This is a genomic window from Streptomyces sp. NBC_01306 (assembly GCF_026340465.1).
Lineage (GTDB): Bacteria > Actinomycetota > Actinomycetes > Streptomycetales > Streptomycetaceae > Streptomyces.
Genome location: NZ_JAPEPC010000001.1, coordinates 1,876,568 through 1,900,310, shown reverse-complemented (window position 1 = coordinate 1,900,310; position 23,743 = coordinate 1,876,568). Strand labels below are relative to the sequence as shown.

Here is a 23,743-nt window from a genome sequence, read left to right as displayed (position 1 = left end):
ACCCCCATGGACCAGAGCCTGTCCGCCGCCCTGCTGGACGACCTGTGCACCCTCGTCGGCAAGCCCCTCCCCGAACGTGCCGAGATTCGCGTCTGGGGCATGTCCGGCGTCGAACGCGTCACCTTCCCCGACGGCACCACAGCCGTTTTCAAGTACGCCAAGGAGCCCTTCGACCGCGAGGCCCAGGCCCTGCGGGCGGCATACCAGCGCGGCCTCCCGGTCCCCGCCCTCCACGCCACTGCCACGCAGGACAAGTGGCTCGGGATGCTCATGGACGACCTCGGCACTCCCGTACGGAACGCCGACGACCTCGACGGTGTCGCCGCCGCCGTCATGCTCCACGCCGCCCGTCCCGCGGGCGGTCTGCCCCTCCTCGACGGAGCGGGCCTCGCAGCCCTGCCCGGCCGAGCCCTCGATCACCTCCAGCGGCTGCGGAAAGCCGACCGATGGACGGACTGCGACGACATCGAGACCGCGCTGGAGAAGATCTCTGCCGCAGCCGAGTCCCGTGTCCAGGGGGCGACGCTCGACCCGTTCGGCTGGGTCCACTCCGAGTTCCACCCCACGAGCGTCCACATCGGAGAACACGGCTGGCACCTTCTCGACTTCGCCCGCGCCTTCACCGGGCCCGGCCTGATCGACCTCGCCTCGTACCACGGAACCACCGACGTGCCGAGCCCCTTCCGCATGCGGGTGCTCCTGGAGCAGTACGTCACCGCGGGCGGGCACGAGGACGCCCTCGCCACGCGGGGCGGACTGGCCGCAGAGGCATGGGCCCTGGGCTGGCACCGCATGTGGGCCGTGGAGTGGTTCATGGAGCAGGCCATCCGCTGGATCGACGACCCGGCCAAGGACCCCGCGTACATCCCCGTTGTCCGCCGCCACCTCAACGACGTGGTCCAACTCCTGGAGGTCTAGGTGCTCGCCCAGATTTCCCCCTGGTACGCCCACGCAGCCCAGCGCACAGCCGCTGCTCCCGCGCACGCCCTCAGCGCACCGGCCCGGATGGAATGGAGCACCCACGCGGGCATCGGTCCCGGCGCCGAGATCCTGGGCCGGGACCTGTGCGGCAAACGCGTCCTGGAGCTGGGCTGCGGCCCCGGCCACAACGTGGCCCACCTCGCGAAGCACCACCAGGCCCGCGTCACCGGCGTAGACTTGGTCGGCCTCCAGGTACGCCGCGCCCGCTCCCACTACGGCCACATCGACGGCGCCACCTTCGCCGCCGGCCACGCACTGCACCATCTGCAGGCCACCGGCCAGACCTTCGACGCGATCTACTCCGTCTTCGGTGCCGTCGGCCTCGTCGCCCCCGCGCTCCTCCTCACCGCCGTTTCCCGACGCCTGAAGCCTGGCGGTGTCCTGGCCTTCTCCGTCCCTCACCCGGCACGGGCCGGAAGACATCCATCCACGGACAACCGTCCGCGCGAGGACTACGTCACCATGCCCGACCGCACCCGATTGCCCCTCACTCGATGGGAGTTCGACGCCCACCGCTGGAGATCCCACCTCTCCCGGGCGGGCCTGCGCGTCACCTCGACGGTGGAGCTGCGGCACCCGCGCCGCGACCCGTGGCCCACCACCCTCCTGATCACTGCCCGCAAACGCTGACCGACGGAGGCAACGATGACCCTGCCCTACCTGCTCCTGGACATCGACGGCGTCCTCATCCCGTTCCCGGCCGCCGACGGCAGCATCCCGCCCACCCACGTCCGTCACACCGTCCTGCCCGCCGGTCGGCACCCCGACGACCCCGTGCCCATCTGGCTCGACCCGAGACAGGGCGTCATTCTCACTGACCTCGTGACCAGCGGACTCGTTACCCCCGTCTGGTGCACGAGCTGGCGCAAGGGCGCCTCCACGATCATCGGCCCCCTCCTGGGGCTGCCCGACTTCCCTTACCTCGACCTGCCTCGCCCCCAGATCACCACCAGTCACCCCGACGGCTACCTCTGGAAACGCGACCACGTCGACCCCTGGCTCGGCAGAGCTCCCGCCGTCTGGATCGACGACGACTTCACCGGCCTCGACCATGAATGGGCGATGGAGCGCACCGCGATGGGAACGGCAACCCTCCTCGTTCAGCCCGACCCGCACCTCGGTCTACAGCCCGAGCACCTGACCGAGGTCACGAGGTGGGTCGCGCAGTTGCCCGTAGCCCGAGCCGCCTGACGAATGGTGCTCTCGCTACCTCGGACAGCGAGAGCATCAGGGTGCGCTGGGGGCACCGCCTGCCCGGGCGCCGTTCAGCTTCTGAACGGCAGGGCCGGGCGTCGCTTGTCTCGGTGAACGTGGCGAAGGTGGCGAACGGAGCGATCGGTGGTTCGCCGCCGGGTTCTTATTGCCGCGCCGCATCAGCAGCCACCGCCCGTGCAGCAGCTTGCTGGCCCCGAACACGGCGTCCTAGGCGTCATCTTCACGTCGTTCACGTAGACGCCGCCCTCCTTCACCGTGCGCCACCAGGCCGACCTCCGCCAACAGGTCCACGACCTGGCGCAGTACGCAGGCCCCGCACCGGGAGGGTGCGGGGCCTAGGTACGTTTCGGGCGTCGGCCAGCGGTCAGGCGCGCCCGCGCGGGATGCGCGCCCGGTGCATGAGGGGGATGCCGAGGCGGGCGGCCACGGTTCTCTCCAGGCTGGAGACGATGTGGTCGGGGGCAGCGCTGCTCAGCGGGATCACCCAGTACTCGGCCCACTCCTCCTTCTTCGACCTGGTGCGGCTGACGTGCTGGTGGAGCCTGGTTGCGGCGGCTCCCCGGGTCAGCATCCGGGTCGGAGCGGTCCTTCCGCAGTAGCAGGCGAGACCCTCCCGGTTGACCACGACGTAAATGGCCTTGTCTTCGTACCCGTAGTTTTCGCCGATGGGGACCGGCTTGGGCCGTTCCTCGACGAGCCACTGGCCGGCGAGCTGGGCGAGCATGGCGTACCGGGTGTCGGTGATGGCGACGAGACCGGTCCAGACGGTGTCGGTCATCCGGGCGGCTCCTCCTCGGAGATGCGGACGAGGGCCCTGTCCATCAGACGGATTTGCTTGACGGAGGCTTCGACGCTTTCCCAGGAGAGCTCGTCGGTGGTGCCGTTCTCCTTGCGCAGCGTGATCAGGTCGTTGAGGCGGTTGACGGCCACGGTGAGGGACGCCTGGAAGTCCGTGAGGGCCCTCTCCTCGCGGGCGGTGCCGGAGAGCCCGCTCGTCCCGTTCTTGGGGTTGAACCCGTGGAGGGCGGCGAGACGCAGGTGGGCGTTGAAGTCGCTGCCCTTCCAGTCGTCGTGCTCGACCAGACGTCCGTCAGTCCACCAGCGCGGGCTCTCACCGGCTCGGATCCGCTTGATCGCGTCGGCGAGGACCTGCGGTCCCTCCTCCTTTTCGAGGACGGCCTTGACGACCGTGCCGATGCCGGTGCGCATGACCGTGTGGTTGACGATCTGCTCGGCGGAACCGCCGGGGGCAAGGAGGTTCCCGCTGGTGACGAGGGCGACCATGGCGAGCACGCCGAGGAGCAACTTGGCGGGAATGTCGCCGTTCTCGGCGTCCTGGAGAAGACCGTCCACGGCCTTGTCGTTGTCGACGTTCTCGACAGTCCACTCGTGGGCGACGAGGTCCTGCCACAGGCAGCCGCTCTCCAGGGCAGTGCGCACGGGCCTAATGCCCTCACCGAGGGAGGTGGAGTACGAGCGCAGGCCGAGCTCGGTGACCAAGCCGCTGCGGCCGGAGAGCTGGAGGTTGCTCTTGTCGAGTTTGGCGGCCGTGATCGCCTGCAGCCTGGGCTCCTTGCGGGTGAGCTGCTGGGCAATAAACGCGAACCGGAGGTCGCGGAGGGCGTTGAGGCCGAGGGTCTTCATCGGGTCGGTGATGTCGACGCGGCCGAGGAGGACGTCCTTGACGGCCTGGGCGTTGTTACCGAGCTCGCCAGCATCAAACAGGGCGGTGACGGTCTCCTCGGCGGTGATGCCGTTCTTCGAGGCGTCCGCGAACTCCTTCACTCCGATGTTCATGCGCATCAGCAGCGAGCGGACCGCGGCGGGGAAGCGCTGCATGCCCATGCTCGGGTCGTCGTCGGTGTAGCCGACGACGACCTCCACTGGGACGGTCATGGCGTTGAGGAGCACGGCGGCCTGGTCGCGCTTGGCGCGGGCGGCCTTGCTCGTGCCGGTGGCGGCCTTGATGTCGCGGTATGCCTTCTTGATGACCTCCCGGACGAAGTTGCGCCGTTCGGTGAGGGGGAGGCTCATGAGGTACGACGGGAGCAGCGGGGGGCGCTCCTTGTTCTTGGCCGGGCCGATCAGGCCGGTCGGGGCCGGGATGCAGGCGGTGCAGGACCCCCAGCGGCTGTTGCCGTCGATAAGACCCAGGTCTCCGGCGGGGCGGCGCCCGGGGTTGAGGAAGACGACGGGGACGGCCGTCAGGGGGCGCTCCACGATGCGCCGGCCGACTTCCTGCTTGTTCTGGTTCCTCACCTTCATGGATGCCCGGTCGACGGAGTCGAGGAGGGCGTCCATGGGGTTGGTGTAGATGAGGGCGGCGTCGGTCTCGTGCGCGGTGGGCATGGACAGGACCTGCTGTCGGGCCACGGTGTTCGGGTCGGCCGCGTAGTGGACCTCGTCGAGGAGCCGGTCGTTCTCCACCGCGGGGGACAGCATCAGGGTGTACGCACGGTAGTTGATGACGGTCAGCCAGCCGGTCTCAACGCGGCGGACCTCCGGGCGGAGATCGGTGAGGAGGTCCGGCTCAACCGCGCTGTACGCGATCCGGTGAATGGCGTCGTCGGTGAGCTGGACGCCGGGTCGGTCCCTTTCAAGGGCCTTGATCGCCTTGGCGGTCTGGCTGACCGGTGCGACGCGGTGCTCGAACGGCGCGGAGCGGTCGCCGGAGCGGATGTCGATGACCTGGATGTCGGGGAGCTCGTCGGGGCGTTCGATGGTGCTCACATGGCCTCAATCGGGTGGGCCAGCGCGAGGCGTGCTCGCGGCCGGTGATCGGCGTACGCGAGCAGAGCGCCATCGGAGCGCAACGCACCCGTGCCCGCCCCGGTGAGGACCGCGGTCCGTCGCTGGGCTGACCCGGCGTCGCTTCGGTGGCCTGAAGGCGGAATCCGGGTACCCGCCCCGTGAGGTGCGGGCGGCGTACTCGGGTCTTGCCGACGGAGATCGCGGTCTCCGCCAGCTGCGCAGCAGGCCGCCCTCGGCGGCGGCGACGGTGAGGATCGTACCTCCGTCCAGGCGTGCGACGCAGGAGAATTGGCGAACTGCCCGGCCTGGCCGACTGCGACCTGCCGGTCCATCTGACGGGCCGTCGGGGCGCGGCGCTCCAGCTCCGTTTGCCGTTTTCGCCACATTCACCGAGACGAGCGACGTGCGGCTCGCCAACTACAGCGGACACTCGCCAGGTACACGGAGACCGGACAACGCCTGCGGCCGGTCCGGCCCGCTCCTCGCGGTGTCGACGTTCGTTACGCAACGGGCGGCACGAACACGACCTCGATTGGCGGGCTGGCGCGTTGGGATCTCCTCGTCATGAGTCACGACACGGTAGGCCGTCGACCCGTTGATGCCGTCTCCTGCCCGGCCTCTCGGGGGTTCCAGCCGGTCCAAGGAACTGTTCGACGGAACGCCCCCGCTTCAGGGTGCCGAGGATGAATGGTTATGCGAGGTAGCGGACACCGGCAGGCTACGGCGTGATGAGGACGCCCCCGCAGATGGGCAACTGACCGGGGTCAGCGGTGTCGACTGCGATCTTTGGGCCTTGTGGCCACTGGTGTGGCCGGAGGGTGTGGCGTGGCGGAACCGGCCGATGTGCCGCTGATGGTGCTTTGCCTTCGAGCTGCTTGTGCCCGCCGGTTCGGCTGAGCGGTGATGCGCCAGCCGAGGACCTCGGCGGGGTACTTCGCGCTGTCGAGGTCTCGCTGGGTGCCCACCTCGGCCAGGAGACGTCGGGGGTTGTGGCCGGCACTCTCAGCCTGGGCAAGGGTTGTGGTCAGGGCGATCCAAGTGGGGTCGGCCATGATGCGGTCGGCGTGGTCGGGAAGGGCCGCGCGGAGGTCTTGCCCGAAGCGGCGGGCGGTATCCGCTCGTGGGGCGCGGCGCGTCAGGTCCGCTAGGACAGGCGCGGCGGCCTGCTCGTAGCCCGCCTGGAGGTGGTGGAAGGCTTCGTCGGCTGCTGCGGCCTGCTGTTCGTGGCCGCGCTGCTCGTGCCACTTCGCGGCGGCGCGGGCCAGGTGCACGGTGGCGAAGAGCAGGGCGACGGCGAGTCCGCCTGGTTCGTTGGAGGCGTAGGCGAGTTCCTTGGCGGCTTGACGAAGGGCGTGGGCTGCTTGGTGGTCGGCGCGGGTGGCGGATCGGCGGGCGCGGTTGAACGCCGTGGCCGCTGCGCGTAGCTCTGTGCGGTGCGGGCCGGGTGTGGCGCTGGCGATGTTGTAGAGGGCGTCGCCGAAGGCGGCGAGCTGGCCTTGGGCGGCGGCATCGTCGTCGGATTCGAGGGCGTTGTGCGCCGTCTGTATCGCGGCGACGGTGTGCTGCCACGGCTCGGCGGGGTCCGCCGCGAACCTGGGGCGGCCGGCTACCTCCTGCTCGGGGAGGCGTTCGCGGAGGCGGTTGATGGAGAGGTCGGGGGCGAGCTTGGAACCGCCGTACCAGACGGGTTCGCCGGCCGCGTTGGTGTCGCCCGGTGCAGCGAGGCTGTAGCCGATCACGTCGCCGGTCTCAGGACCGAGGCGTGTCTTGACCTCCACGCCGAGGGATTGCAGCACGGTGAAGTAGTCGGCCTCGTTGTGTACGGCAGCGGCGACGGCGTACGCCCGCTCGCGCAGCCACTGCCGTGCCGTCACGGTCTGACCTTGGCGCTCGGCCTTGGCGCGTTCGGCGCCGGTGGGGATGCGGGGTGCCGTGAGATCGCCGGACTTCAGCCGGCGCAGGCCGAACTCGGCTTCGATCCTGCGGCACTCGGCCTGGGCCCGTCGGCCGTCCTGGTGGGTGCGTGGGCGGCGTCCGTCGGCGCGGACGGTGGTGGCCATGATGTGGATGTGGTCGTCGGCGTGGCGTACCGCGATCCATCGGCAGGCCCGCTCGTCGCCGTCGCGGGCGATGCCCGTGGCGTGCACGACGCGGCGGGCGACTTCGGCCCACTCGGCGTCGGTGAGGTAGCGGTCGCCGGGCGCGGTGCGGACCGGGCAGTGCCAGACGTGCTGCGGTGGCTTCTTGCCGCCTAGCTCGCGGGTGCGGAGATCGACGTGGTGGTCGAGTCGCCTGGCGAGCTGGGAGTAGGTGGCTGCCGGGTCGCGGCCGGGGTCGGGAGCGCCGGCCATGTCCCAGGCGGCGACGATGTGGGGGTTGGTGTGCTCGTCGCGGCGGCCAGGGCCGAAGAGGTAGGCGATCAGTCCGCGGCTGTCGGAGCCGGTGGAGACGTCAGGAACCATGAGCCGTGCCGTTCGCGAGGAGCTGGTCGATGAGGTGGAAGCTGTTCTGTGCTGCTTGCTCGACGTGGTCGAGAACCGTCTCGGCGCGCTCGGGCACGGTTCCTCGGTTGATGGCGGCAGTGATCTGGTTGAGGTTGCCGCCGATGCGGTTCAGCGCGACCGTGTGCGCCTCGACGGCCTCGATCAGCGGGCGCAGTGGATCGTCCTCCGGACTGCCGACCATCTCCGCTTTGCCCTGCGCAACAGCCAGGGCCGCGTCTCCGACGAATCCGGCGAACCTCTGACCGCGCTGGTGAGCGGCGGCGCTGATCACCTGGACTGCGGTGCGTGTAAAGCGGATGGTCTTCTCCTGGTCGCGCTTCTCCACGGTGCGCTTGCGGTTCATCTGCGCGGGCAGGGCAGGGGCGTCGAGATCCCGCCAGGAGAGCTGCTCGACGAGCGGTGGGGCATCGGCCGGACTACTGGGAGGAGCGGAGTCGGCTGCGGGCCGGCCGGAGTCCTCGGCCACCCCCTCCTTCGGCTCGGGCGCCCCCTGGCGCTCGGCCTTGTCCTCCGCCATCCCTGAGGCGGGGGCAAGCGCGGACGAAGCCTCGTTAGAGGCTCGTTCGCTCCAGCTTGCTGCTGGTCGTCGGGTGAGCCTGAACAGCTTCCTGCGGCGGCGGGAGGTGGGGTCGTCGGCGTTCGATTCGGGCATGGTGGTGCTCCGTCAGTCGTGTGGGGTGGCCCGTCGTCGCATCCGTCGCATCCGTCGCGTGGCTGGTCAGCACAGGTACGGAGACGGAGGCAGGTACGGAGTGATCCGTAACGCCGAGGAGATCCGTCCCCGCGCTGACCTGCGCGGGGACGGATGCGACGGATTGATGCGGACCTGGTGTCAGCGAGTGGGCCTGGGGCCTGCGGGCCCTCCCGGCGGGCCGGTGGGCAGCGTCCCGGACGGAGGGGCGGGCGGCCTGCCCCGGGTCGGATGTGCCGGGACCTCGGCGGTGAATGCCGACAGGGCGGGGTCGGGGCAGTAGCGGGCCCATGCGTCCACGAACTGGTTGCGGGCGTACGCCTTGGCCTGCCTGCCGTTCTCGAATCGGTAGTTGGCCGGGCTGATACCGAAGTCGCGCAGCAGATTCGCCAGGTGGTAGGCGTTCAGCCCCTTCGTGCCGTACTCCGCCCACGGGGCCTCGGCGTCCTGGATGAGGACCGCGAGCAGGTCCTGGCTGCGCATGGCCTCCTTGCTGGCCTCCTGGTCGAAGACGCGGCGGATGTCACGCAGCAGCCGCGTCTTCAGTGTCGTCTGCTCGTCCTGGACCACCTCGTTGCGCGTCATCGCGAGGCAAGCGGCACGTGCCCGCGCGGGCCAGTGCCCGCCGGCGAGGTCGGCGACGATGACGAGAGGCTCCCATGTGTCGGCGGCGCGGTCCTCGACGGGCATCTTCGGCACCGCGCCCGCGACGGTGCCGCGCTGCGGGACCAGCCAGTCGGCCAGCCGGTCGCGAATCGCGTGCAGTTCCGGTACGGAGTATCGCGATCGGAACGGGGTGATCCGCTCACCCGGCTTGCGCTTCTGCATGCGGATGACGATCGCCCGGTCCATGATCGTGTCCGGCAGGTCGCCGATGCCGGCCAGCGCCGCCATGGCGAAGGTGGGGAACGCGGTCGGCTTGTGCTCCGGCCCGGAGATCCGCCAGGCGGGCCGGTTGCGCTGGTGCCCGGCGTTCAGAAGGCCGCGCAGGTCCTCCTTGTCGCCCGCCTTGGGGCCGAAGATGGTGTCGGCCTCGTCCACCAGCAGCGTCGGCGGGTTCTTGCCGATGACGCGGAAGACGACGGCGGGGGAGGTGTTCACCGTCATCATCGGCTGGTGGACGGTCTCGTAGAGGACGTCCAGGAGGCGGGACTTGCCGCACCCCTTGGTCGGCCCGACCACCGCCAGCCGTGGCGCGTGCTGGAGGCCGGGCTGGATGTGGGAGGCCGCGACCCAGAGGGTGACCGCGGTCAGGGCCTCGTCGCTCGGCAGCACCACGTACCGCCCGATCGCCGTACGGAGGTCGTCCAGCAGCGCGCTGCCTGCGCCTGCCGGCCCGCCGCTATCTTGGGACTCTGGTCCGCCTGGAGCAGGAATGCCTGCGCTGTCCGACGCTGTTGTCGGGGCACTAGTTTCGGCAGGTCGCGAATCGCGTGAGCTCCGGCTCGGAGCATCGGCGGGCGGGCCTCCGATGGCGGGGCGTGCTTCTCGGTCGCGAGGCAGACCCTGGCCCGGGACCGCGATCGGTGGCCAGGCAACACCGGATGCCTTCGAGGTGGCGGGGGACGTAGGGTCCTTCATAGATGTTCCTCTCAGGTGGGGGCGAGACGGGCAAGGTCTCGCCCCCGACCAGTTCGTTCAGGGATGGGCGAGGTGCAAGGGGATCTCCGGCCCTCGGCGTAGGCGCGCCGAGGGCCGTTCCTGTGTCCGGGCGGTCCGGCGGCTCATGAGGCCAGGCCCCACTCGTCTCCGCCGTCGATCAGCGCGCGCTCGTAGCGCAGCAGTTCGGCCTCGGGGTAGAGGACCCGCTTGCCGACCTTGATGCCGCGCGGCCCCTTCTTGAGCTGGCGCCAGTAGCGGACGGTGCTCTCGGCGGTGCGGTAGCGCTCGGCGACCTCGGCGGTGGTCAGGTATCGCATGCGTTCCCATTCGGCTAGGCGTCGATTCGATCTGCATAAGGAGTACCTCATGATCGGCGGTTAGCCAAACCGGGAAGCCCATGTTTCAATTCGGATAGCGACGGTCGCGATGGAGGTTCGATGGACGACGACATGACCGGGGGCGGCGAGGTGCCGCTGCTCTACAGCGAAGGCAACGTGGCGGGCCGCGTGGCCTTGGAGCGCGAGGTCAGAGGGTGGAGCACGACCGAGCTGGCCGAACGGGTGACCAGAGCCGGAGTGAAGATGAACCAGACGGCCGTCTGGCGCATCGAGAACGGCTCACCCCGTCGCCGGATCAACCTCGACGAGGCGCTCGCCCTCTCCCGCGTCTTCGAGCTCCCCCTCGAAGAGCTGATGTCGCCGCCCCTCGAAGGGCTCGACGTCGACAGCCGACGGCTCGTCCAGGAAGCCGTCGAAGCGTTCTACGAAACCCGTGACGCCCGCGACCGTCTGCACCGTGCCGTGGTCGCCGTCGCCGGCCACATCAAGGCCCACCCGGACAGCTCGCGGGCGATCCATGAGCAATGCCTCCGCCTCATGGGGGACGAGCGAGACGCCCGCGTCCTCAGCGGCGACATCGAGGACGGGGGCCACTACTGACAACCAGCACAGAGGAGAAGCCACTTGGCGAACATCCAGAAGCGCCCCAACGGCAAATGGCGCGCCCGATACCGTGACCTCGACGGCAAGGAGCACGCCCGCCACTTCGACCGGAAGCTCGACGCCCAGCGCTGGCTCGACGAAGTCACGACCAGCGTGGTCACCGGTCAGTACGTCGACCCGCGCGCCGGTCGCATCACGTTCCAGAAGTACGCCGAGAGGTGGCAGGGCTCGCTCATCGCGAGCGAGGCGGGTGAGCGCATCACCGACAATGCGCTCCGGCTCCACCTCGTACCGGCGTTGGGCGCCCGCTCACTGGCGGCGATACGCCGTAATGACATACAGGTGCTCTTCAAGCACCTGTCCGACCAGCTCGGCCCCGGCAGCGTCCGGAACGTCCACGACGTCCTCGTGCGCGTCATGACCGCGGCCGTGGACGACAAGGTCATCGCATCCACTCCGTGCCGCCGGATCACCCTTCCGGTCATGCCGGACGAGGAGGTCACCCCGCCCACCGTCGCCCAGGTGGAGGCCATGGCACGCGTGATGCCGCCGTACATCCGGGCAGCCGTCGTCATGCTCGCAGGGTCAGGCTTGCGCATAGGCGAGTTGCTGGGCCTGAAGGTGTCGGACATCGACTTCAAGGCCGGGAGCATTCGCGTGGAGCGGCAGCGGCTCCAGTCGGGGAAGATCGGCCCGCCGAAGACCGCGAAGTCCCGGCGCACGGTTCCGGTCGGGGAGGTCGTCACCGACGCGCTCCTCGGGCACCTCGCCGCGCGCCCCTCCACGGAGTGGCTGTTCACGATGGAGGAGGGGGAACCGCTCAACTACCGCCGCTGGAAAACCGAGTGGAATTGCGCACGTAGGGCGCTCCAGGCGGGGGAGAGCGAAGCAGCCAAGCGTGAGGGCCGCAAACCCGTCGAGCTGCCGCACATGGTGACCCACGACCTGCGGCACTTCTACGCCTCCGCGCTCATCGCCGGCGGCGCGAGCGTGAAGCAGGTCCAGATGGTCCTCGGCCACGCGTCCGCCGTCATCACGCTGCGGATCTACGCACATCTGTGGCCGGGCGAAGAAGACCGCACCCGGTCCGTGATGGACGCCGTTCTCGGCGGCCTGCGGACCGGGTGCGGACAGGTAGGCGACATGACCAGCGAAACCGCAGGTCAGACGGCCTAGCCATAGATCAAGCCTTCTTGGTCTCCCAGAAGATCTTGTCGATCTGGGCGATGTAGTCAAGCGCCTTCTGGCCCGTGGCCGGGTCCGTCGAGCCCTTGGCCGCCGACAGCGCCTTGAGGGTGTCATTGACGAGCTGGTGGAGCTCGGGGTACTTCTCGAAGTGCGGCGGCTTGAAGTAGTCGCTCCACAGCACCGACACGTGGTGCTTGGCGAGCTCCGCGCGCTCTTCCTTGATGACCGTGGCGCGGGCCCGGAAGTGCGGGTCCTCGTTGGCCTGGTACTTCTCCTGTACGGCCTTGACCGACTCGGCCTCGATGCGGGCCTGGGCCGGGTCGTACACGCCGCAGGGGAGGTCGCAGTGGGCGCTGACCTTCACCTTGGGGGCAAACAGGCGGGAAAGCATGGAGCTGTCCTTCCTCGTGATCGTCTTCTCGGGTGGGACATTACTCCGTGAGAGGCCCGATTTCGCGAGTGCCCCCTGGGGCTTAGGACAAAAGTCCAGGGTCAGTATGGGACTGGTGGACGATCGGACCGGGAGGTGCCGGATGACGGATCAGGGGCGGGAGACGCGGGCTCCGTTGGGTGTGGCGGAGGTGACGGGGCCGTCCATGGTGCCCACCCTGCTCCACGGTGACCAGCTGCTGGTGCATTACGGCGCCGGGCTCAGGCCGGGCGACGTGGCTGTGCTGCGCCATCCGCTGCAGCAGGATCTGCTGATCGTGAAGCGGCTGATCGAGCGGCGTGAGGGCGGCTGGTGGGTGCTGGGGGACAACACGCACGCCGAGGGCGTGGACAGCCGCGCGTTCGGCACCGTACCGGAGGAGTTGCTGCTCGGGAGGGTGCGGGCCAGGTACCGGCCCATCATGCCGGGCCGTCAGCGCTCGGCCGCTGTGCTGCTCTCCTGGCTGGCGTCGGCGGTGCGGCCGGTGCTGGCGGACCGGGACGTCTCCAGGCGCTTGCGCGCGCGGTAGGCGGCCACGTTGGCGCGGGTCGCGCAGCGGTCCGAGCAGTAGCGCCGGGATCGGTTTGTCGATGTGTCGAGATAGGCGTTGCGGCACGGCGCTGCCTCGCACAGGCCGAGCCGGTCCACCCCGTACTCGGTGAGATGGAAGGCGAGCCCCATCGAGGCGATGGCGGCGTAGCCGGACGTCGCGTTGGACGGGTGGTCGGCCAGGTGCATGTGCCACAGCGGCCGGTCGTCGTCGTCCCGGTGGTCGTGGCCCGAGATCTGCGGTGAGACCGGGAACTCCAGCAGCAGTGAGTTCAGCAGGTCCACCGCGAGTGTCTCGTCCCCTTCGTCCGCCGCCTTGAACACGGCGCGCAGCCTGCCCCTTACCGAGCGGAAGCGGGTGACGTCGGCGTCCGTGGCGCGCCGGGCCGCGGACGCGTTCGCGCCGAAGAGCTCGCGTACCGCTTCGACCGAGGTGAGGGAGTCCTTGTTGCGGGCCGGCTCCTCGGTGTTCACCAGGCGCACGGCGTAGTCCGAGTAATAGGCCAGTTCCACTTGTAGTCCTTACGGAGGCGGTCTAGTGTCGACGAGCGGGCGGCCGTAATGGCTGCTCATCCTTCGAGGGTATTACCTGGGTACCTGGGTGGTGCTGTGGACGGGTTCGCGGCGGTCGGATCAGTTTTCGGATCAGTGGAGGAAGCGGTGGCGGAGTCGGTGGCGGGTACGGACTGGCAGTCCTGGCAGGAGAGCTGGGACCGGCAGCAGGAGTGGTACATGCCCGACCGCGAGGAGCGGTTCCGGGTCATGCTGGATGGGGGTCCCCCCATGCCCTTAAGGCCATGGGGGAGGTCGAGGCGCTGGTGGGACCTGCTCCCCGGGTGCTGGATCTCGCATGCGGTACGGGAAGTATCACGGATCGGCTGCTGAAGCGGTTCCCCGGAGCCACCAGTACGGGCGTGGATCTCGATCCTGCGCTGCTCGCCATCGCGGGGGGCTGCTTCGCCGGTGACGACCGCGTCACCCTGGTGGCCGCCGATCTCAAGGACCCCGCCTGGACCGGGCTGCTGCCGCACCAGGAGTACGACGCGGTGCTCACCGCGACCGCGCTGCACTGGCTCCACACCGAGCCGCTCGCCGCGCTCTACGGGCAGATCGGCTCCCTCGTCGTGGACGGCGGCGTGTACATGAACGCCGACCACATGACCGACGACGGGACGCCGCGGATCAACGCGGCCGAGCGTGCCCACCGGCACGCCGCCATGGACCGCGCCGGGGCCGCGGGCGCCCTCGACTGGGCGGACTGGTGGGCCCTCGCCGCCAAGGACCCCGTCCTCGCGGGACCGACCGCCGAGCGGTACCGGATCTACGGCGAGCACGCGGAGGGGGACACACCGTCCGCCCGGTGGCACGCGGACACCCTGCGCGCGGCGGGCTTCGCGGAGGCGCGACCTGTCTGGGCCTCGCCGTCCGACACCCTGGTGCTCGCCGTGAAGTAGCCGGGACCCGAAGGCTCCGACGGTCCCCGACGGACCGGCATGCGTGCGGAAGGCCCGGCGTGCGTCCGGTATGCGTGCGGAAGGCTCCGCGTGCGTCCGGCGGGCGTGCGGAACGTGAAGGGGGGTACGGGCCGACGCGCCCGTACCCCCCTTCACGTACGCCTGGTGCGACCGCTCACAGCACCTTCGACAGGAACGACTTCGTCCGCTCGTGCTGCGGGTCGGTCAGGACGTCCCGCGGGTGGCCCGACTCGACCACCACGCCGTCGTCCATGAAGACCAGCGCGTCGCCGACCTCCCGGGCGAAGCCCATCTCGTGGGTCACGACGATCATCGTCATGCCGTCGTCCGCGAGGCCGCGCATCACGTCCAGTACGTCACCCACCAGCTCCGGGTCGAGCGCCGACGTCGGCTCGTCGAAGAGCATCAGCTTCGGCTCCATCGCCAGCGCGCGGGCGATGGCCACCCGCTGCTGCTGACCGCCGGAGAGCTGCGTCGGATAGCTGCCGGCCTTGTCGGAGAGCCCGACCCGGTCCAGCAGCCGCTCGGCGCGGGCGCGCGCGACGGCCTTGGCCTCACCGCGCACCTGGACCGGCGCCTCCATCACGTTCTCGATGGCGGTCATGTGCGGGAAGAGGTTGAAGCGCTGGAAGACCATGCCGATGTCCCGGCGCTTCAGAGCGACTTCGCTGTCCTTCAGCTCGTAGAGCTTCTCGCCCTTCTGGCGGTAGCCGACCAGGTCCCCGTCGACGTACAGCCGTCCGGCGTTGACCTTCTCCAGGTGATTGATGCACCGCAGGAACGTCGACTTGCCGGAGCCCGACGGGCCGATGAGGCAGAACACCTCGCGCGGGGCGACCTCCAGGTCGATCCCCTTGAGCACCTGAGTCGGTCCGAAGGACTTGTGGACGCCCTCGGCCTTCACCATCGCCGTCTTCCCGGCCTTCACCGTCGCCGTCATGCGGACACCCCCGAGCGGTTGCTGAAGGAAGCCAGGTTCGCCCTGACCCGCTGGAACGGGGTCAGCGGCAGGCTGCGGCTGGAGCCGCGCGCGTAGTAGCGCTCCAGGTAGAACTGGCCGATGGAGAAGATCGTCGTGAGCACCAGATACCAGGCGGCGGCCAGGAACAGCATCTCCACCGCGGCCCCGGACGTCTGCCCGATGTCCTGGGCCGTCCGCAGCAGTTCGTAGAACTGCACCGCGGCCACCAGCGAGGTGGTCTTCAGCATGTTGATGACCTCGTTGCCGGTCGGCGGCACGATGACCCGCATCGCCTGCGGGACCACGATGCGCCGCAGCGTCCTGGCATGGCTCATGCCGAGCGCGTGAGCGGCCTCCGTCTGGCCCTCGTCGACCGCGAGCAGCCCGGCCCGGCAGATCTCCGCCATGTACGCGGCCTCGTTCAGGCCGAGACCGAGCAGCGCCGTCAGCAGCGGCGTCATAAAGCTCGACCAGTAGTCCTTGTAGATCGGACCGAGGTTGATGTACGTGAAGACCAGGCCCAGGTTGAACCAGACCATCAGCTGGACCAGGACCGGAGTGCCCCGGAAGAACCAGATGTAGAACCACGCGATCGACGAGGTCACCGGGTTCTTCGACAGCCGCATCACCGCGAGGATGATGCCCCCGACGATGCCGATTGCCATGGAGAGCACGGTGAGCAGCAGCGTCTGGCCCACACCGTGGATGATCCGGTGGTCGAAGAAGTAGTCCGGGATCGCACCCCAGTTGATCTTGCCCTGGGAGAACGCGTAGACGATCGAGGCCAGCAGGGCCACGGCCACCACCGCGGCGACGTACCGTCCGAAGTGCCTGACCGGGATGGCCCTGATGGCCTGCGGTCCGGTGGGCGGCGCGTCGACCGCGCCGCTCACCTTTTCCATGTCAGCAGTCATAGGTGATACCTCTCAGCGCCGGCGTCCGGTCAGGATCCGCCGTTGACCTTGGCCGCGGTGACCGCGCCCTGCTCGGCGCCCCACTTGGCCAGGATCTTGTCGTACGTGCCGTTCTTGATGATGGCGTCCAACGCCTGCTGGAGGGCCTTGGTGAGCTGGTCGTTCCCCTTGGCGACCGCGATGCCGTACGGGGCGGCCTGGACCGTCGGGCCGACGATCTGGAAGTCCTTGCCGCCGCCCGAGGTCTTCACCGCATACGCGGCGATGGGGGAGTCGGCGGAACCGGCGTCGGCGCCGCCCGAGCGCAGCCGGGTCTGGGCCTGCTGGTCGTCGTCGAAGGCCTGGATGGTCAGCTTCTTGCCGGCCGGACACTTCTTCGCCTGGGCCTTGGCGAGGTCGTTGGAGACCGTGCCGCGCTCCATGACGATCGTCTTGCCGCAGAGGTCGGCCCAGTTCTTGATGCCCTCGTCCTTGCCCTTCCGCGTGTAGATCGACACACCGGCGGAGTAGTAGTCGACGAAGTCGACGCCGGTGCCGACCTTCTTGCCGTTCTCCACACCGTTCTGCCGGTCCTTGGTGTCCGTCATCGCGGACATCGCGATGTCGTAGCGCTTGGCCCGCAGGCCGGTGACCAGGGTGTCGAACGTGCCGTTCTCGAACTGGAACGTCACCCCGAGCTCCTTGCCGAGCGCCGCGCCCAGGTCGGGGTCGATCCCGGCGACCTTGCCCGAGCTGTCCTTGAACTCGACGGGCGCGTACGCGATGTCGGAGCCGACCTTGATGGTGCCCTGGGACCGGACGGCCTGCGGCAGCAGATGCGCGAGCGGTGCGGAGCCCGAACCCGTGCCGTCGCTCTTGGGCCCGTTCTTGGTCTGGTCGCCGCAGCCGGTCAGCAGCAGTGCGCCGGCGACCGCGATCGCGCCGACCGCGGCTGTCCGGGACTTCATTGCGGCCGTGCGGCGCGTGGAGCGTGCGGTCATGGTGGTGGTCCTCCGGCGGATCGGACAGCTGAATGCTGGCGCCGCGGCACACGGTGTTCCGGTGCCACGACCATGTGTGGATGACGGCATCTTGCCAGCCGGACTGGTCCAAACAGGCGGCTGGGCATGTCAAAATCGGGTAACGGGTCACCCCCGTTCTCCACTTGGCCGGTACGGCACGACCGGACCATCTGCTGGCAAACGCACCTTCCGCCGGAGGATCTCCGGTCCGCCCCGCGCCGTTCCGGGGCGCGTCTCGAAGGATGGACTCGAATCGCGGTACCGGGCTCACCTGCCCGGATATCCCGCTATGAGCCATCTCACCGTGTCGGTGCGGACTCGATATGGACTCGTCCGATGTGCGGTCCATCCGGTAGAACAGACGGTTACACCCCTCATCCGGGGCTCAGGGCGCGTGTGCGGCGCGCCCGCGCGTATGTACCTCCCCCCGCCCGCCGGGCCAACCGGCCGGGCGGGGCACATACGCGGTGCCCGCCCACCCCTCCTCAACCAGGAGTGGCCACCCTCAACTGATGAAGACTTAAGGGGTAACAACCAATGGCAGCGGAGATCGTCAATCCTCGCAGCGAAAGTTTCAGCACGACCTCGCAGGACGAGGACACCTTCGACCCGGTGTTCGCGCTGCACCGCGGTGGCAAGATGGCCGTCCAGGCCACGGTGCCGGTGCGCGACCGGGACGACCTGTCCCTCGCGTACACGCCCGGCGTCGCCAAGGTGTGCAGCGCCATCGCCGAGAAGCCGGAGCTTGTCCACGACTACACCTGGAAGTCGCAGGTCGTGGCCGTCGTGACGGACGGTACGGCAGTGCTGGGGCTGGGTGACATCGGCCCGGAGGCGTCCCTTCCGGTGATGGAGGGCAAAGCGATCCTCTTCAAGCAGTTCGGCGGCGTCGACGCCGTTCCGATCGCGCTGGCGACCACCGACACGGACGAGATCATCGAGACCGTCGTGCGGCTGGCCCCGTCCTTCGGCGGCGTGAACCTGGAGGACATCTCCGCACCGCGCTGCTTCGAGATCGAGCGCAGGCTCCAGGAGCAGCTCGACATCCCGGTCTTCCACGACGACCAGCACGGCACCGCCGTCGTCACCCTGGCGGCCCTGCGGAACGCGGCCACCCTCACCGGACGCTCGCTGGGGCAGCTGCGCGCGGTCATCTCGGGTGCGGGCGCGGCGGGTGTCGCCATCGCGAAGATCCTCATCGAGGCCGGAATCGGCGATGTTGCGGTGTGCGACCGCAAGGGCATCGTCTCGGCGGACCGCGAGGACCTGACCGAGATCAAGCGGGAGGTCGCGGGCTTCACCAACAAGGCGGGCCTGACCGGTTCGCTGGAGACCGCGATGTCCGGTGCGGACGTCTTCATCGGGGTTTCGGGCGGTACGGTCCCCGAGCCCGCGGTCGCCTCGATGGCCGAGGGCTCGTTCATCTTCGCGATGGCCAACCCGAACCCGGAGATCCACCCCACGGTCGCCGCCAAGTACGCGGCGGTCGTCGCCACCGGGCGCAGCGACTTCCCGAACCAGATCAACAACGTGCTGGCGTTCCCGGGGATCTTCGCCGGGGCGCTCCAGGTGCGGGCCTCGCGGGTCACGGAGGGCATGAAGCTCGCCGCGGCCGAGGCGCTGGCGGCCGTGGTGGCCGATGAGCTGAGCCCGGACTGTGTGATCCCGTCGCCGTTCGACGAGCGGGTCGCTCCGGCGGTCACCGCGGCCGTGGCCGCCGCGGCCCGCGCGGAGGGTGTGGCCCGGCGCTGAGGCCTCCCCGGGGAGTGAGGGGCCGGCGAGGCCCCTCCGCCCCGGCCAGTGCAGGCAGCGTCACACCTGTGGCCGGTTCCGTACGGAACCGGCCACGCCTATGGTCGGGGCATGTTCGCCGCCTACGCAGCCCGCATCGACCGCGACCACCCTCTCAACGGCCTTGAACTGGGGGAGCGTCCGGCCCCCGAGGCCCGGCCCGGCTGGACGACGGTCGACGTCAGAGCCGCCTCCCTCAACCACCACGATCTCTGGTCGCTCCGCGGCGTGGGGCTCGCCGCCGACAAGCTGCCGATGATCCTCGGCTGCGACGCCGCCGGGACCGACCAGGACGGCAACGAGGTCGTCCTGCACTCCGTCATCGGGCAGACCGGGTACGGGGTCGGCCCGAAGGAGGGGCGGTCCATCCTGACGGAGAAGTACCAGGGCACGTTCGCCGAGCGGGTCACCGTCCCCGAGTGGAACGTGCTCCGCAAGCCGAAGGAGCTGAGCTTCGAGGAGGCCGCCTGTCTGCCGACCGCCTGGCTCACGGCGTACCGGATGCTCTTCACCAACGCCGGTGTGCGGCCCGGTGACTCCGTACTCGTCCAGGGGGCGGGCGGCGGTGTGGCGACGGCCGCCATCGTGCTCGGGAAGGCGGCGGGCCTGCGGGTCTACGCCACCAGCCGGGACGAGGCCAAGCGCCGACGGGCCGTCGAACTCGGCGCGGTGGACGCCTTCGAGCCGGGTGCGCGGCTGCCTCAGCGGGTGGACGCCGTCATCGAGACGGTGGGGGCCGCCACCTGGTCACACTCCGTCAAGTCGCTCAAGCCGGGCGGCACTCTGGTGATCTCGGGTGCCACCAGCGGCTCCGACCCGGTGTCGGCCGAGCTCACCCGGATCTTCTTCCTGGAGCTGAAGGTCGTCGGCTCGACCATGGGGTCCAAGGACGAGCTGGAGGATCTGCTCTCGTTCTGCGCGGCCACCGGGGTGCGGCCGGTCATCGACGAGGTACTGCCGCTCGACCGGGCCCGCGAGGGCTTCGAGAAGATGGCGTCGGGCGAACTCTTCGGCAAGATCGTGCTGACCGCCGGCTCCTGACTGCGGCCCGGCCCCGCTCCGGACCGGCGCCGGGTTGGGTCCTACCCGCTCCTGACGGTCAGGAGCGGGTGACCACGATGAACTCGCCCTGCGGGTCGTCCGTTCCCTCCGCCAGTGCCTGCCGCAGCCGCCGCAGATGCCCGGTCGTGAGCTGGAGCGGCGGCTCGTCCGGCTGGTACGAGCGGGGCGGGGTGGCCGCGGACGCGATGGCGGCGTGCGGGGTGTCGTACGAGGGCGTGGAGCGCGTACTGAGGGGGAGCGGGCGGCGGGGCGACGGTTTGCCGGGCGCCGTGTGACGGGAGCGCGCCCGCCCCTCCGGCGGTTGCCGGGGGAGCGGGCGCGGGCCTGGGGCCTCTCGTCCCGGGGCCGTTACGCCCCGGGGTCGCGCAGTGCGGCGCCGATGTGGGCTGCCGCAGCCGACAGATGCCGCCTGGCGTCCCGGAGCTGGCTGTCCGTGACTCCGTGATCGCGTGCCGCGTCCCGGATGTCGTCGCGGAAGCGGTCGAGCAGCCGGTCCAGGTCGCGGGCCGGATTGCCGGAAGGCTCCTCGTGTGCCCACTCCGGCTCGGGCGCCGGGCGGCCGTCCCCCTTGCCCAGGTCGACGGGGGCCGTGGTGTCCGTGCCGGCGGTCGTCTCCGTACCGGAACCGGGGGCTGTGCCCGTACCCGAACTCGTACCGGAACCGGGAGCTGTGCCGGAATCGTGATCCGTGCCGGAACCGGGTTCTGTGCCGGCCGTCGTGCGCGTGCCGGAATCCGTGTCCGTACGGCTTCCCGCCCCCGGCTCCGCGGCCCGTCCGAAACGGCCCAGTTCCCGGGTGAATTCGGCGAGACCCTCGCGCACCCCGGCGGGCCAGTCACCACGTGCGAAGTGGTCCTGGACCTGCTCGGCGACCCGCTGCATCTGCTCGCGCGCGTAGTCCTGGGCCTCCCTGGCCTGGCGGCGCGCCTGCTGGGCGTCCTCGCGGGCGCGGCGGGACTCGTCCTTCGCCCGGCGCGCCTGCTCCTTCCACTCCTGCTTGGCGCGCTTGAAGTCCTCCTTGGCCTGGCGCCAGCCCTCCTTGTCGGTCCAGCTCCCGTCGAAGAAGTCGGAGGCGTCCGGGAATCCGGGGAACGGCTTCCCCGAGCCGGAAGCCGAGCCGGAACCCGAACCCGAACCCGAACCGCTGTCCGGACCCGCGTCGGCCGTCCGTCCGCCGTCCGCCGCGCCGGCCGACGTCCTGCGTGCCTCCTTCGCCGCCTGGCGGATCTCGCGCCGCAGGTCGTTCGCCGAGCCGCTGACGTCGGCCCGGATCTCCGCGGCGAGTTCGGAGACCGACTCGCGGATCTCCATCTCCAGGTCGGCCAGTTCACCGCTGCGGCCCGCCAGTTCGGCGCGGCCGGCCTCGGTGATCGAGTACACCTTCCGGCCGCCCTCCGAAGCGTGGGTGACCAGTCCCTCCGCCTCCAGCTTGGCCAGGCGCGGATACACGGTGCCCGCGCTCGGTGCGTACAGCCCCTGGAAGCGCTCCTCCAGAAGCCTGATCACCTCGTAGCCGTGGCGCGGCGCCTCGTCCAGAAGCTTGAGGAGGTAGAGCCGCAGTCGGCCGTGTGCGAAAACGGGGGCCATGTCAGAGCACCTTCTCGGCGATGTCGTCCTGTGCGGGCCTGCGCAGCAGGGCGATGGCCCCGCTCACGGTGGTCGCCCGGAGGCTGCCGGTGCCCGCGCCGAGGGTACCGGTGATCTTCTTGGCACCCCACTGACCGCTGACCCGCAGATCCTCGAAGGCGTTCGACACGGCGCCGCTCGTGGTGTTCGCGCTGACCTCGGCGTCCGTCAGCTGGGCCAGCCGGATGGCGACCTCGCCGGAGACGGTGGTGAGCGCGATGTCGGTCGGCCCGCCGGTCGCGTCGAGGTCGACGACCATGTCGCCGCTGACCGATTCTCCCCGTACGGACGAGCCGGTCCCGTCGATCACGGTGAGGTCCCCGGAGACCGAGTGGAAGCGCAGATCGCCGCTGACGGCCTGGGCCTCGACGTTCCCCGACACGGTCCCGGCGAGAACGGTGCCGGAGAGGCCGACCAGGGTGGTGTCACCGGAGACCCCGCGCACCTCCGTACGCCCCCGGATCCCGGAGACCACCGCGCCCGCGCCGACCACGCCGACCTCGACCCGTGCCGACGCGGGCACCGCTACCGAGACGACGGCGTTGCGGTGCCAGCCCCTGCGGTCCAGCCACTTCAGGAAACCCTTCCAGGGCAGGTCCTCGTAGGCCACGGTCAGCGTGCCGTTCTCCAGCGTCACGACCAGCGGCGGCCCGTCGATCCCGGAGATCTCCAGCCGGGCGCCGCCCTGCTCGTTCAGTACGGCGTCGTCGGTGCCCACGACATTGACCGTGCCATTGACGATGCGCACGTTCAGCGCCGTCACGGGTTCGTCGAAGGAGAGTTTCTGTGGCTCCGACACTGACCTCTCGGACATGGAACTGACCTCCACCGGTCGGCTACAACGCAACATATCGCGTCTTCTGAAGAACACGATATATCGCGGATGGGTGAAGTCAAGCGCGCGGGTGGAATGCGTGGATCTGTCCTAGCGTGGGGCCATGTCAGAGAACGCCACAGGCGCCTTGCTGCTCTGCCGGGCCGACCCGGCCGCCGTACGGATCGCGGCCCGGGTGCTGGGGGAGCAGCTGCTTCTCGCACCGGCGGGGGAGCGGTGGAGTGTGCTCGTCCCCGATGCGAAGCCCTGGCTGCACACGGAGGAGCCGGTCGACCGGGTGGCCGGCGGCTGGGTCACCACGCTCGCGGTCGCGTCGGACTGGCCGGTGCTCGCCCTCTGGTGGGACCACGACCGGTCGGGTCTCACGCTGGCCTCCGGCTTCCGGCGGCCGGTCGGCTATGTGTGGCGCGCGGACGGCACGCCGGTCGGTGAGGACGGGGCGATGCGCACGTTCGGCGCACGGCTGCGGCTCGATCCCGTACTGGACCTCCAGGCGCTGACCGAGCTCACCCTCCCGGACCCGCTCGCCGACTCACGCTCCCGGCTGACCGGACTCACCGCTGTCCTCGCCCGGACCGGACTCGCCCTGCCCACCGGCCTCACCCCCGGTGACCCCGCCGACCGGCTGCGCGAGGTGGCCAGAGTCCACCCCGCCACCGGGCGGATCGACCCGACGGGCCTGCGGGAGGCCGTGCGGGCGGAACTCGCCGCCTTCGAGGACGGCACGCTCGGCCCCTGGCTGCGCGGCCCGCGGGCCCGCGCACTCGGCGCGGCGCAGCTGGCCGCCGGTGTCCCGCTCGCGCTCTGGGGCTTCAGCCGCCGCAGGGGAGGCTGGACGGTGGCGGCCGCCCTGCTGATGGCGCACGGGGTGCTGGGCCTCGCGTACGACCGGATGCGGGCGGGCGCCTGAGCCGGCGCCCGGCTCCCGCGTTCCTACCGCCCCTACGCGTCAGTCGTCGTCCTCGTCCTCGTCGTCCAGCCGGGCCAGCCAGGTCGCCAGGCGCTCGACCGGAACCTCGAAGTCCGGGTTCAGGTCGACGAAGGTACGCAGCTGCTCGGCGAGCCACTCGAAGGTGACCTCCTCCTCGCCCCGCCGCTTCTCCAGTTCCTCGATGCCGCGGTCGGTGAAGTACACGTGTCGCTCCTGATGCGTTCCGGATGTTCCCTTTCAGATTAGACCGACCGGTAATTGCGAGGTGCGTGCCCCAGCCCCGCTCCTTCACCCG

The 23,743-nt window shown here is 70.0% G+C and carries 24 protein-coding genes and 2 pseudogenes; 11 read left to right on the top strand and 15 right to left on the bottom strand.

The genetic code is table 11. The features are described 5' to 3' along the window. Nucleotides 1-6 precede the first annotated feature (6 nt). Genes OG385_RS08080 through OG385_RS08070 form a run of 3 tightly spaced genes read left to right on the top strand, consistent with a single transcriptional unit; the run spans nucleotide 7 to nucleotide 2,172 of the window. On the top strand, nucleotides 7-918 hold the full coding sequence (locus OG385_RS08080; RefSeq protein ID WP_266853190.1) for a phosphotransferase: 912 nt from the start codon (nucleotides 7-9) through the stop codon (nucleotides 916-918). After that, on the top strand, nucleotides 919-1,611 hold the full coding sequence (locus OG385_RS08075; RefSeq protein WP_266853189.1) for a cyclopropane-fatty-acyl-phospholipid synthase family protein: 693 nt from the start codon (nucleotides 919-921) through the stop codon (nucleotides 1,609-1,611). It begins immediately after the preceding gene. 15 nt (nucleotides 1,612-1,626) lie between these two features. Then, the gene (locus tag OG385_RS08070) at nucleotides 1,627-2,172 is read left to right on the top strand and encodes an HAD domain-containing protein (RefSeq protein ID WP_266853187.1); all 546 of its coding nucleotides are present in this window, start codon (nucleotides 1,627-1,629) and stop codon (nucleotides 2,170-2,172) included. Nucleotides 2,173-2,325: 153 nt separating this feature from the next. On the opposite strand, the pseudogene OG385_RS08065 reads toward OG385_RS08070, so the two are convergent. From OG385_RS08065 to OG385_RS08035, 7 genes and pseudogenes are all read right to left on the bottom strand, one after another. Next, nucleotides 2,326-2,490: pseudogene (locus OG385_RS08065) on the bottom strand (tyrosine--tRNA ligase); the annotation flags it as partial. Between the two features lie 70 nt (nucleotides 2,491-2,560). Further along, nucleotides 2,561-2,974, bottom strand: a complete 414-nt coding sequence (locus OG385_RS08060; RefSeq protein ID WP_266853185.1) for a hypothetical protein — start codon at nucleotides 2,972-2,974, stop codon at nucleotides 2,561-2,563. After that, nucleotides 2,971-4,926 carry a hypothetical protein gene (locus OG385_RS08055; RefSeq protein WP_266853183.1) on the bottom strand — a complete coding sequence of 652 codons (1,956 nt, stop codon included), beginning with the start codon at nucleotides 4,924-4,926 and terminating at the stop codon, nucleotides 2,971-2,973. The genes OG385_RS08060 and OG385_RS08055 overlap by 4 nt, the downstream gene beginning before the upstream one ends. Before the next feature lie 785 nt (nucleotides 4,927-5,711). Continuing rightward, the gene (locus tag OG385_RS08050; protein ID WP_266853182.1) at nucleotides 5,712-7,409 is read right to left on the bottom strand and encodes a mobilization protein; all 1,698 of its coding nucleotides are present in this window, start codon (nucleotides 7,407-7,409) and stop codon (nucleotides 5,712-5,714) included. After that, on the bottom strand, nucleotides 7,399-7,968 hold the full coding sequence (locus OG385_RS08045) for a hypothetical protein (protein ID WP_266860707.1): 570 nt from the start codon (nucleotides 7,966-7,968) through the stop codon (nucleotides 7,399-7,401). The genes OG385_RS08050 and OG385_RS08045 overlap by 11 nt, the downstream gene beginning before the upstream one ends. Nucleotides 7,969-8,283: 315 nt before the next feature. After that, nucleotides 8,284-9,723 (bottom strand): DUF3631 domain-containing protein, encoded by a 1,440-nt coding sequence (locus tag OG385_RS08040; RefSeq protein ID WP_266853180.1) that lies wholly within the window; start codon nucleotides 9,721-9,723, stop codon nucleotides 8,284-8,286. A gap of 143 nt (nucleotides 9,724-9,866) precedes the next feature. Further along, entirely contained in the window at nucleotides 9,867-10,061 is a 195-nt protein-coding gene (locus OG385_RS08035) for an AlpA family transcriptional regulator (protein WP_030628141.1), read from the bottom strand. A 120-nt stretch (nucleotides 10,062-10,181) separates the two neighbouring features. On the opposite strand from OG385_RS08035, the gene OG385_RS08030 reads away from it, so the two are divergent. Beyond that, nucleotides 10,182-10,682 (top strand): helix-turn-helix transcriptional regulator, encoded by a 501-nt coding sequence (locus OG385_RS08030; RefSeq protein ID WP_266853178.1) that lies wholly within the window; start codon nucleotides 10,182-10,184, stop codon nucleotides 10,680-10,682. Between the two features lie 24 nt (nucleotides 10,683-10,706). After that, nucleotides 10,707-11,861 carry a site-specific integrase gene (locus OG385_RS08025; RefSeq protein WP_266853177.1) on the top strand — a complete coding sequence of 385 codons (1,155 nt, stop codon included), beginning with the start codon at nucleotides 10,707-10,709 and terminating at the stop codon, nucleotides 11,859-11,861. Between the two features lie 7 nt (nucleotides 11,862-11,868). On the opposite strand, the gene sodN is transcribed toward OG385_RS08025, so the two are convergent. Next, entirely contained in the window at nucleotides 11,869-12,264 is a 396-nt protein-coding gene (gene sodN / locus OG385_RS08020; RefSeq protein ID WP_266853175.1) for a superoxide dismutase, Ni, read from the bottom strand. Nucleotides 12,265-12,406: 142 nt separating this feature from the next. Here sodN and sodX point away from each other — a divergent pair, with 142 nt between their 5' ends. Then, nucleotides 12,407-12,832 carry a nickel-type superoxide dismutase maturation protease gene (sodX, locus tag OG385_RS08015; protein WP_266853173.1) on the top strand — a complete coding sequence of 142 codons (426 nt, stop codon included), beginning with the start codon at nucleotides 12,407-12,409 and terminating at the stop codon, nucleotides 12,830-12,832. On the opposite strand, the gene OG385_RS08010 is transcribed toward sodX, so the two are convergent. Further along, nucleotides 12,736-13,365 (bottom strand): CGNR zinc finger domain-containing protein, encoded by a 630-nt coding sequence (locus tag OG385_RS08010; RefSeq protein ID WP_266853172.1) that lies wholly within the window; start codon nucleotides 13,363-13,365, stop codon nucleotides 12,736-12,738. The two genes, sodX and OG385_RS08010, sit on opposite strands and share 97 nt — an antisense overlap. Nucleotides 13,366-13,584: 219 nt before the next feature. On the opposite strand from OG385_RS08010, the pseudogene OG385_RS08005 reads away from it, so the two are divergent. Then, a pseudogene (locus OG385_RS08005) lies at nucleotides 13,585-14,306 on the top strand (trans-aconitate 2-methyltransferase). 175 nt (nucleotides 14,307-14,481) lie between these two features. On the opposite strand, the gene OG385_RS08000 reads toward OG385_RS08005, so the two are convergent. The 3 genes from OG385_RS08000 to OG385_RS07990 are packed head-to-tail and all read right to left on the bottom strand — an operon-like array spanning nucleotide 14,482 to nucleotide 17,182. Beyond that, a complete protein-coding gene (locus OG385_RS08000) occupies nucleotides 14,482-15,267 on the bottom strand; it encodes an amino acid ABC transporter ATP-binding protein (RefSeq protein ID WP_323183642.1) in 786 nt (261 codons plus the stop codon). Next, complete coding sequence (locus tag OG385_RS07995; RefSeq protein ID WP_266853170.1) at nucleotides 15,264-16,202, bottom strand: amino acid ABC transporter permease; 939 nt, start codon at nucleotides 16,200-16,202, stop codon at nucleotides 15,264-15,266. The genes OG385_RS08000 and OG385_RS07995 overlap by 4 nt, the downstream gene beginning before the upstream one ends. Before the next feature lie 29 nt (nucleotides 16,203-16,231). After that, the gene (locus OG385_RS07990; RefSeq protein ID WP_266853169.1) at nucleotides 16,232-17,182 is read right to left on the bottom strand and encodes an ABC transporter substrate-binding protein; all 951 of its coding nucleotides are present in this window, start codon (nucleotides 17,180-17,182) and stop codon (nucleotides 16,232-16,234) included. Between the two features lie 558 nt (nucleotides 17,183-17,740). Between OG385_RS07990 and OG385_RS07985 the strand changes: the two genes are divergently transcribed. The 3 genes from OG385_RS07985 to OG385_RS07975 all read left to right on the top strand — a co-directional run bounded on the left by OG385_RS07985 (nucleotide 17,741) and on the right by OG385_RS07975 (nucleotide 20,331). Continuing rightward, the gene (locus tag OG385_RS07985) at nucleotides 17,741-18,955 is read left to right on the top strand and encodes an NADP-dependent malic enzyme (protein WP_266853167.1); all 1,215 of its coding nucleotides are present in this window, start codon (nucleotides 17,741-17,743) and stop codon (nucleotides 18,953-18,955) included. 111 nt (nucleotides 18,956-19,066) lie between these two features. After that, complete coding sequence (locus OG385_RS07980; protein ID WP_266853166.1) at nucleotides 19,067-20,035, top strand: zinc-binding dehydrogenase; 969 nt, start codon at nucleotides 19,067-19,069, stop codon at nucleotides 20,033-20,035. A gap of 146 nt (nucleotides 20,036-20,181) precedes the next feature. Continuing rightward, nucleotides 20,182-20,331, top strand: a complete 150-nt coding sequence (locus tag OG385_RS07975) for a hypothetical protein (RefSeq protein WP_266853164.1) — start codon at nucleotides 20,182-20,184, stop codon at nucleotides 20,329-20,331. 73 nt (nucleotides 20,332-20,404) lie between these two features. Here the strand turns inward: OG385_RS07975 and OG385_RS07970 are convergent, their stop codons facing one another. Together OG385_RS07970 and OG385_RS07965 are read right to left on the bottom strand one after the other, a co-directional pair. Continuing rightward, nucleotides 20,405-21,643, bottom strand: coding sequence for a PadR family transcriptional regulator (locus OG385_RS07970; RefSeq protein ID WP_266853162.1), 1,239 nt, complete (start codon nucleotides 21,641-21,643; stop codon nucleotides 20,405-20,407). A 1-nt stretch (nucleotide 21,644) separates the two neighbouring features. Continuing rightward, nucleotides 21,645-22,496 carry a DUF4097 family beta strand repeat-containing protein gene (locus OG385_RS07965; protein WP_266853161.1) on the bottom strand — a complete coding sequence of 284 codons (852 nt, stop codon included), beginning with the start codon at nucleotides 22,494-22,496 and terminating at the stop codon, nucleotides 21,645-21,647. 124 nt (nucleotides 22,497-22,620) lie between these two features. Between OG385_RS07965 and OG385_RS07960 the strand changes: the two genes are divergently transcribed. Next, on the top strand, nucleotides 22,621-23,427 hold the full coding sequence (locus tag OG385_RS07960; protein ID WP_266853159.1) for a hypothetical protein: 807 nt from the start codon (nucleotides 22,621-22,623) through the stop codon (nucleotides 23,425-23,427). A 39-nt stretch (nucleotides 23,428-23,466) separates the two neighbouring features. On the opposite strand, the gene OG385_RS07955 is transcribed toward OG385_RS07960, so the two are convergent. Further along, nucleotides 23,467-23,652: a DUF6104 family protein gene (locus OG385_RS07955; RefSeq protein WP_164267593.1), complete on the bottom strand. Its 186-nt coding sequence runs from the start codon at nucleotides 23,650-23,652 to the stop codon at nucleotides 23,467-23,469. Between the last annotated feature and the right edge of the window lie 91 nt (nucleotides 23,653-23,743).

Bases quoted from the DNA above. Each gene is read 5' to 3' on its own strand.
- OG385_RS08080 (WP_266853190.1), top strand. From the start codon at position 7: ATGGACCAGAGCCTGTCCGCCGCCCTGCTGGACGACCTGTGCACCCTC.
- OG385_RS08070 (WP_266853187.1), top strand. From the start codon at position 1,627: ATGACCCTGCCCTACCTGCTCCTGGACATCGACGGCGTCCTCATCCCG.
- OG385_RS08060 (WP_266853185.1), bottom strand. From the start codon at position 2,974: ATGACCGACACCGTCTGGACCGGTCTCGTCGCCATCACCGACACCCGG.
- OG385_RS08050 (WP_266853182.1), bottom strand. From the start codon at position 7,409: ATGGTTCCTGACGTCTCCACCGGCTCCGACAGCCGCGGACTGATCGCC.
- OG385_RS08045 (WP_266860707.1), bottom strand. From the start codon at position 7,968: ATGGCGGAGGACAAGGCCGAGCGCCAGGGGGCGCCCGAGCCGAAGGAG.
- OG385_RS08040 (WP_266853180.1), bottom strand. From the start codon at position 9,723: ATGAAGGACCCTACGTCCCCCGCCACCTCGAAGGCATCCGGTGTTGCC.
- OG385_RS08035 (WP_030628141.1), bottom strand. From the start codon at position 10,061: ATGCGATACCTGACCACCGCCGAGGTCGCCGAGCGCTACCGCACCGCC.
- OG385_RS08030 (WP_266853178.1), top strand. From the start codon at position 10,182: ATGGACGACGACATGACCGGGGGCGGCGAGGTGCCGCTGCTCTACAGC.
- sodN (WP_266853175.1), bottom strand. From the start codon at position 12,264: ATGCTTTCCCGCCTGTTTGCCCCCAAGGTGAAGGTCAGCGCCCACTGC.
- sodX (WP_266853173.1), top strand. From the start codon at position 12,407: ATGACGGATCAGGGGCGGGAGACGCGGGCTCCGTTGGGTGTGGCGGAG.
- OG385_RS08000 (WP_323183642.1), bottom strand. From the start codon at position 15,267: ATGACGGCGACGGTGAAGGCCGGGAAGACGGCGATGGTGAAGGCCGAG.
- OG385_RS07995 (WP_266853170.1), bottom strand. From the start codon at position 16,202: ATGACTGCTGACATGGAAAAGGTGAGCGGCGCGGTCGACGCGCCGCCC.
- OG385_RS07990 (WP_266853169.1), bottom strand. From the start codon at position 17,182: ATGACCGCACGCTCCACGCGCCGCACGGCCGCAATGAAGTCCCGGACA.
- OG385_RS07985 (WP_266853167.1), top strand. From the start codon at position 17,741: ATGGCAGCGGAGATCGTCAATCCTCGCAGCGAAAGTTTCAGCACGACC.
- OG385_RS07980 (WP_266853166.1), top strand. From the start codon at position 19,067: ATGTTCGCCGCCTACGCAGCCCGCATCGACCGCGACCACCCTCTCAAC.
- OG385_RS07970 (WP_266853162.1), bottom strand. From the start codon at position 21,643: ATGGCCCCCGTTTTCGCACACGGCCGACTGCGGCTCTACCTCCTCAAG.
- OG385_RS07965 (WP_266853161.1), bottom strand. From the start codon at position 22,496: ATGTCCGAGAGGTCAGTGTCGGAGCCACAGAAACTCTCCTTCGACGAA.
- OG385_RS07960 (WP_266853159.1), top strand. From the start codon at position 22,621: ATGTCAGAGAACGCCACAGGCGCCTTGCTGCTCTGCCGGGCCGACCCG.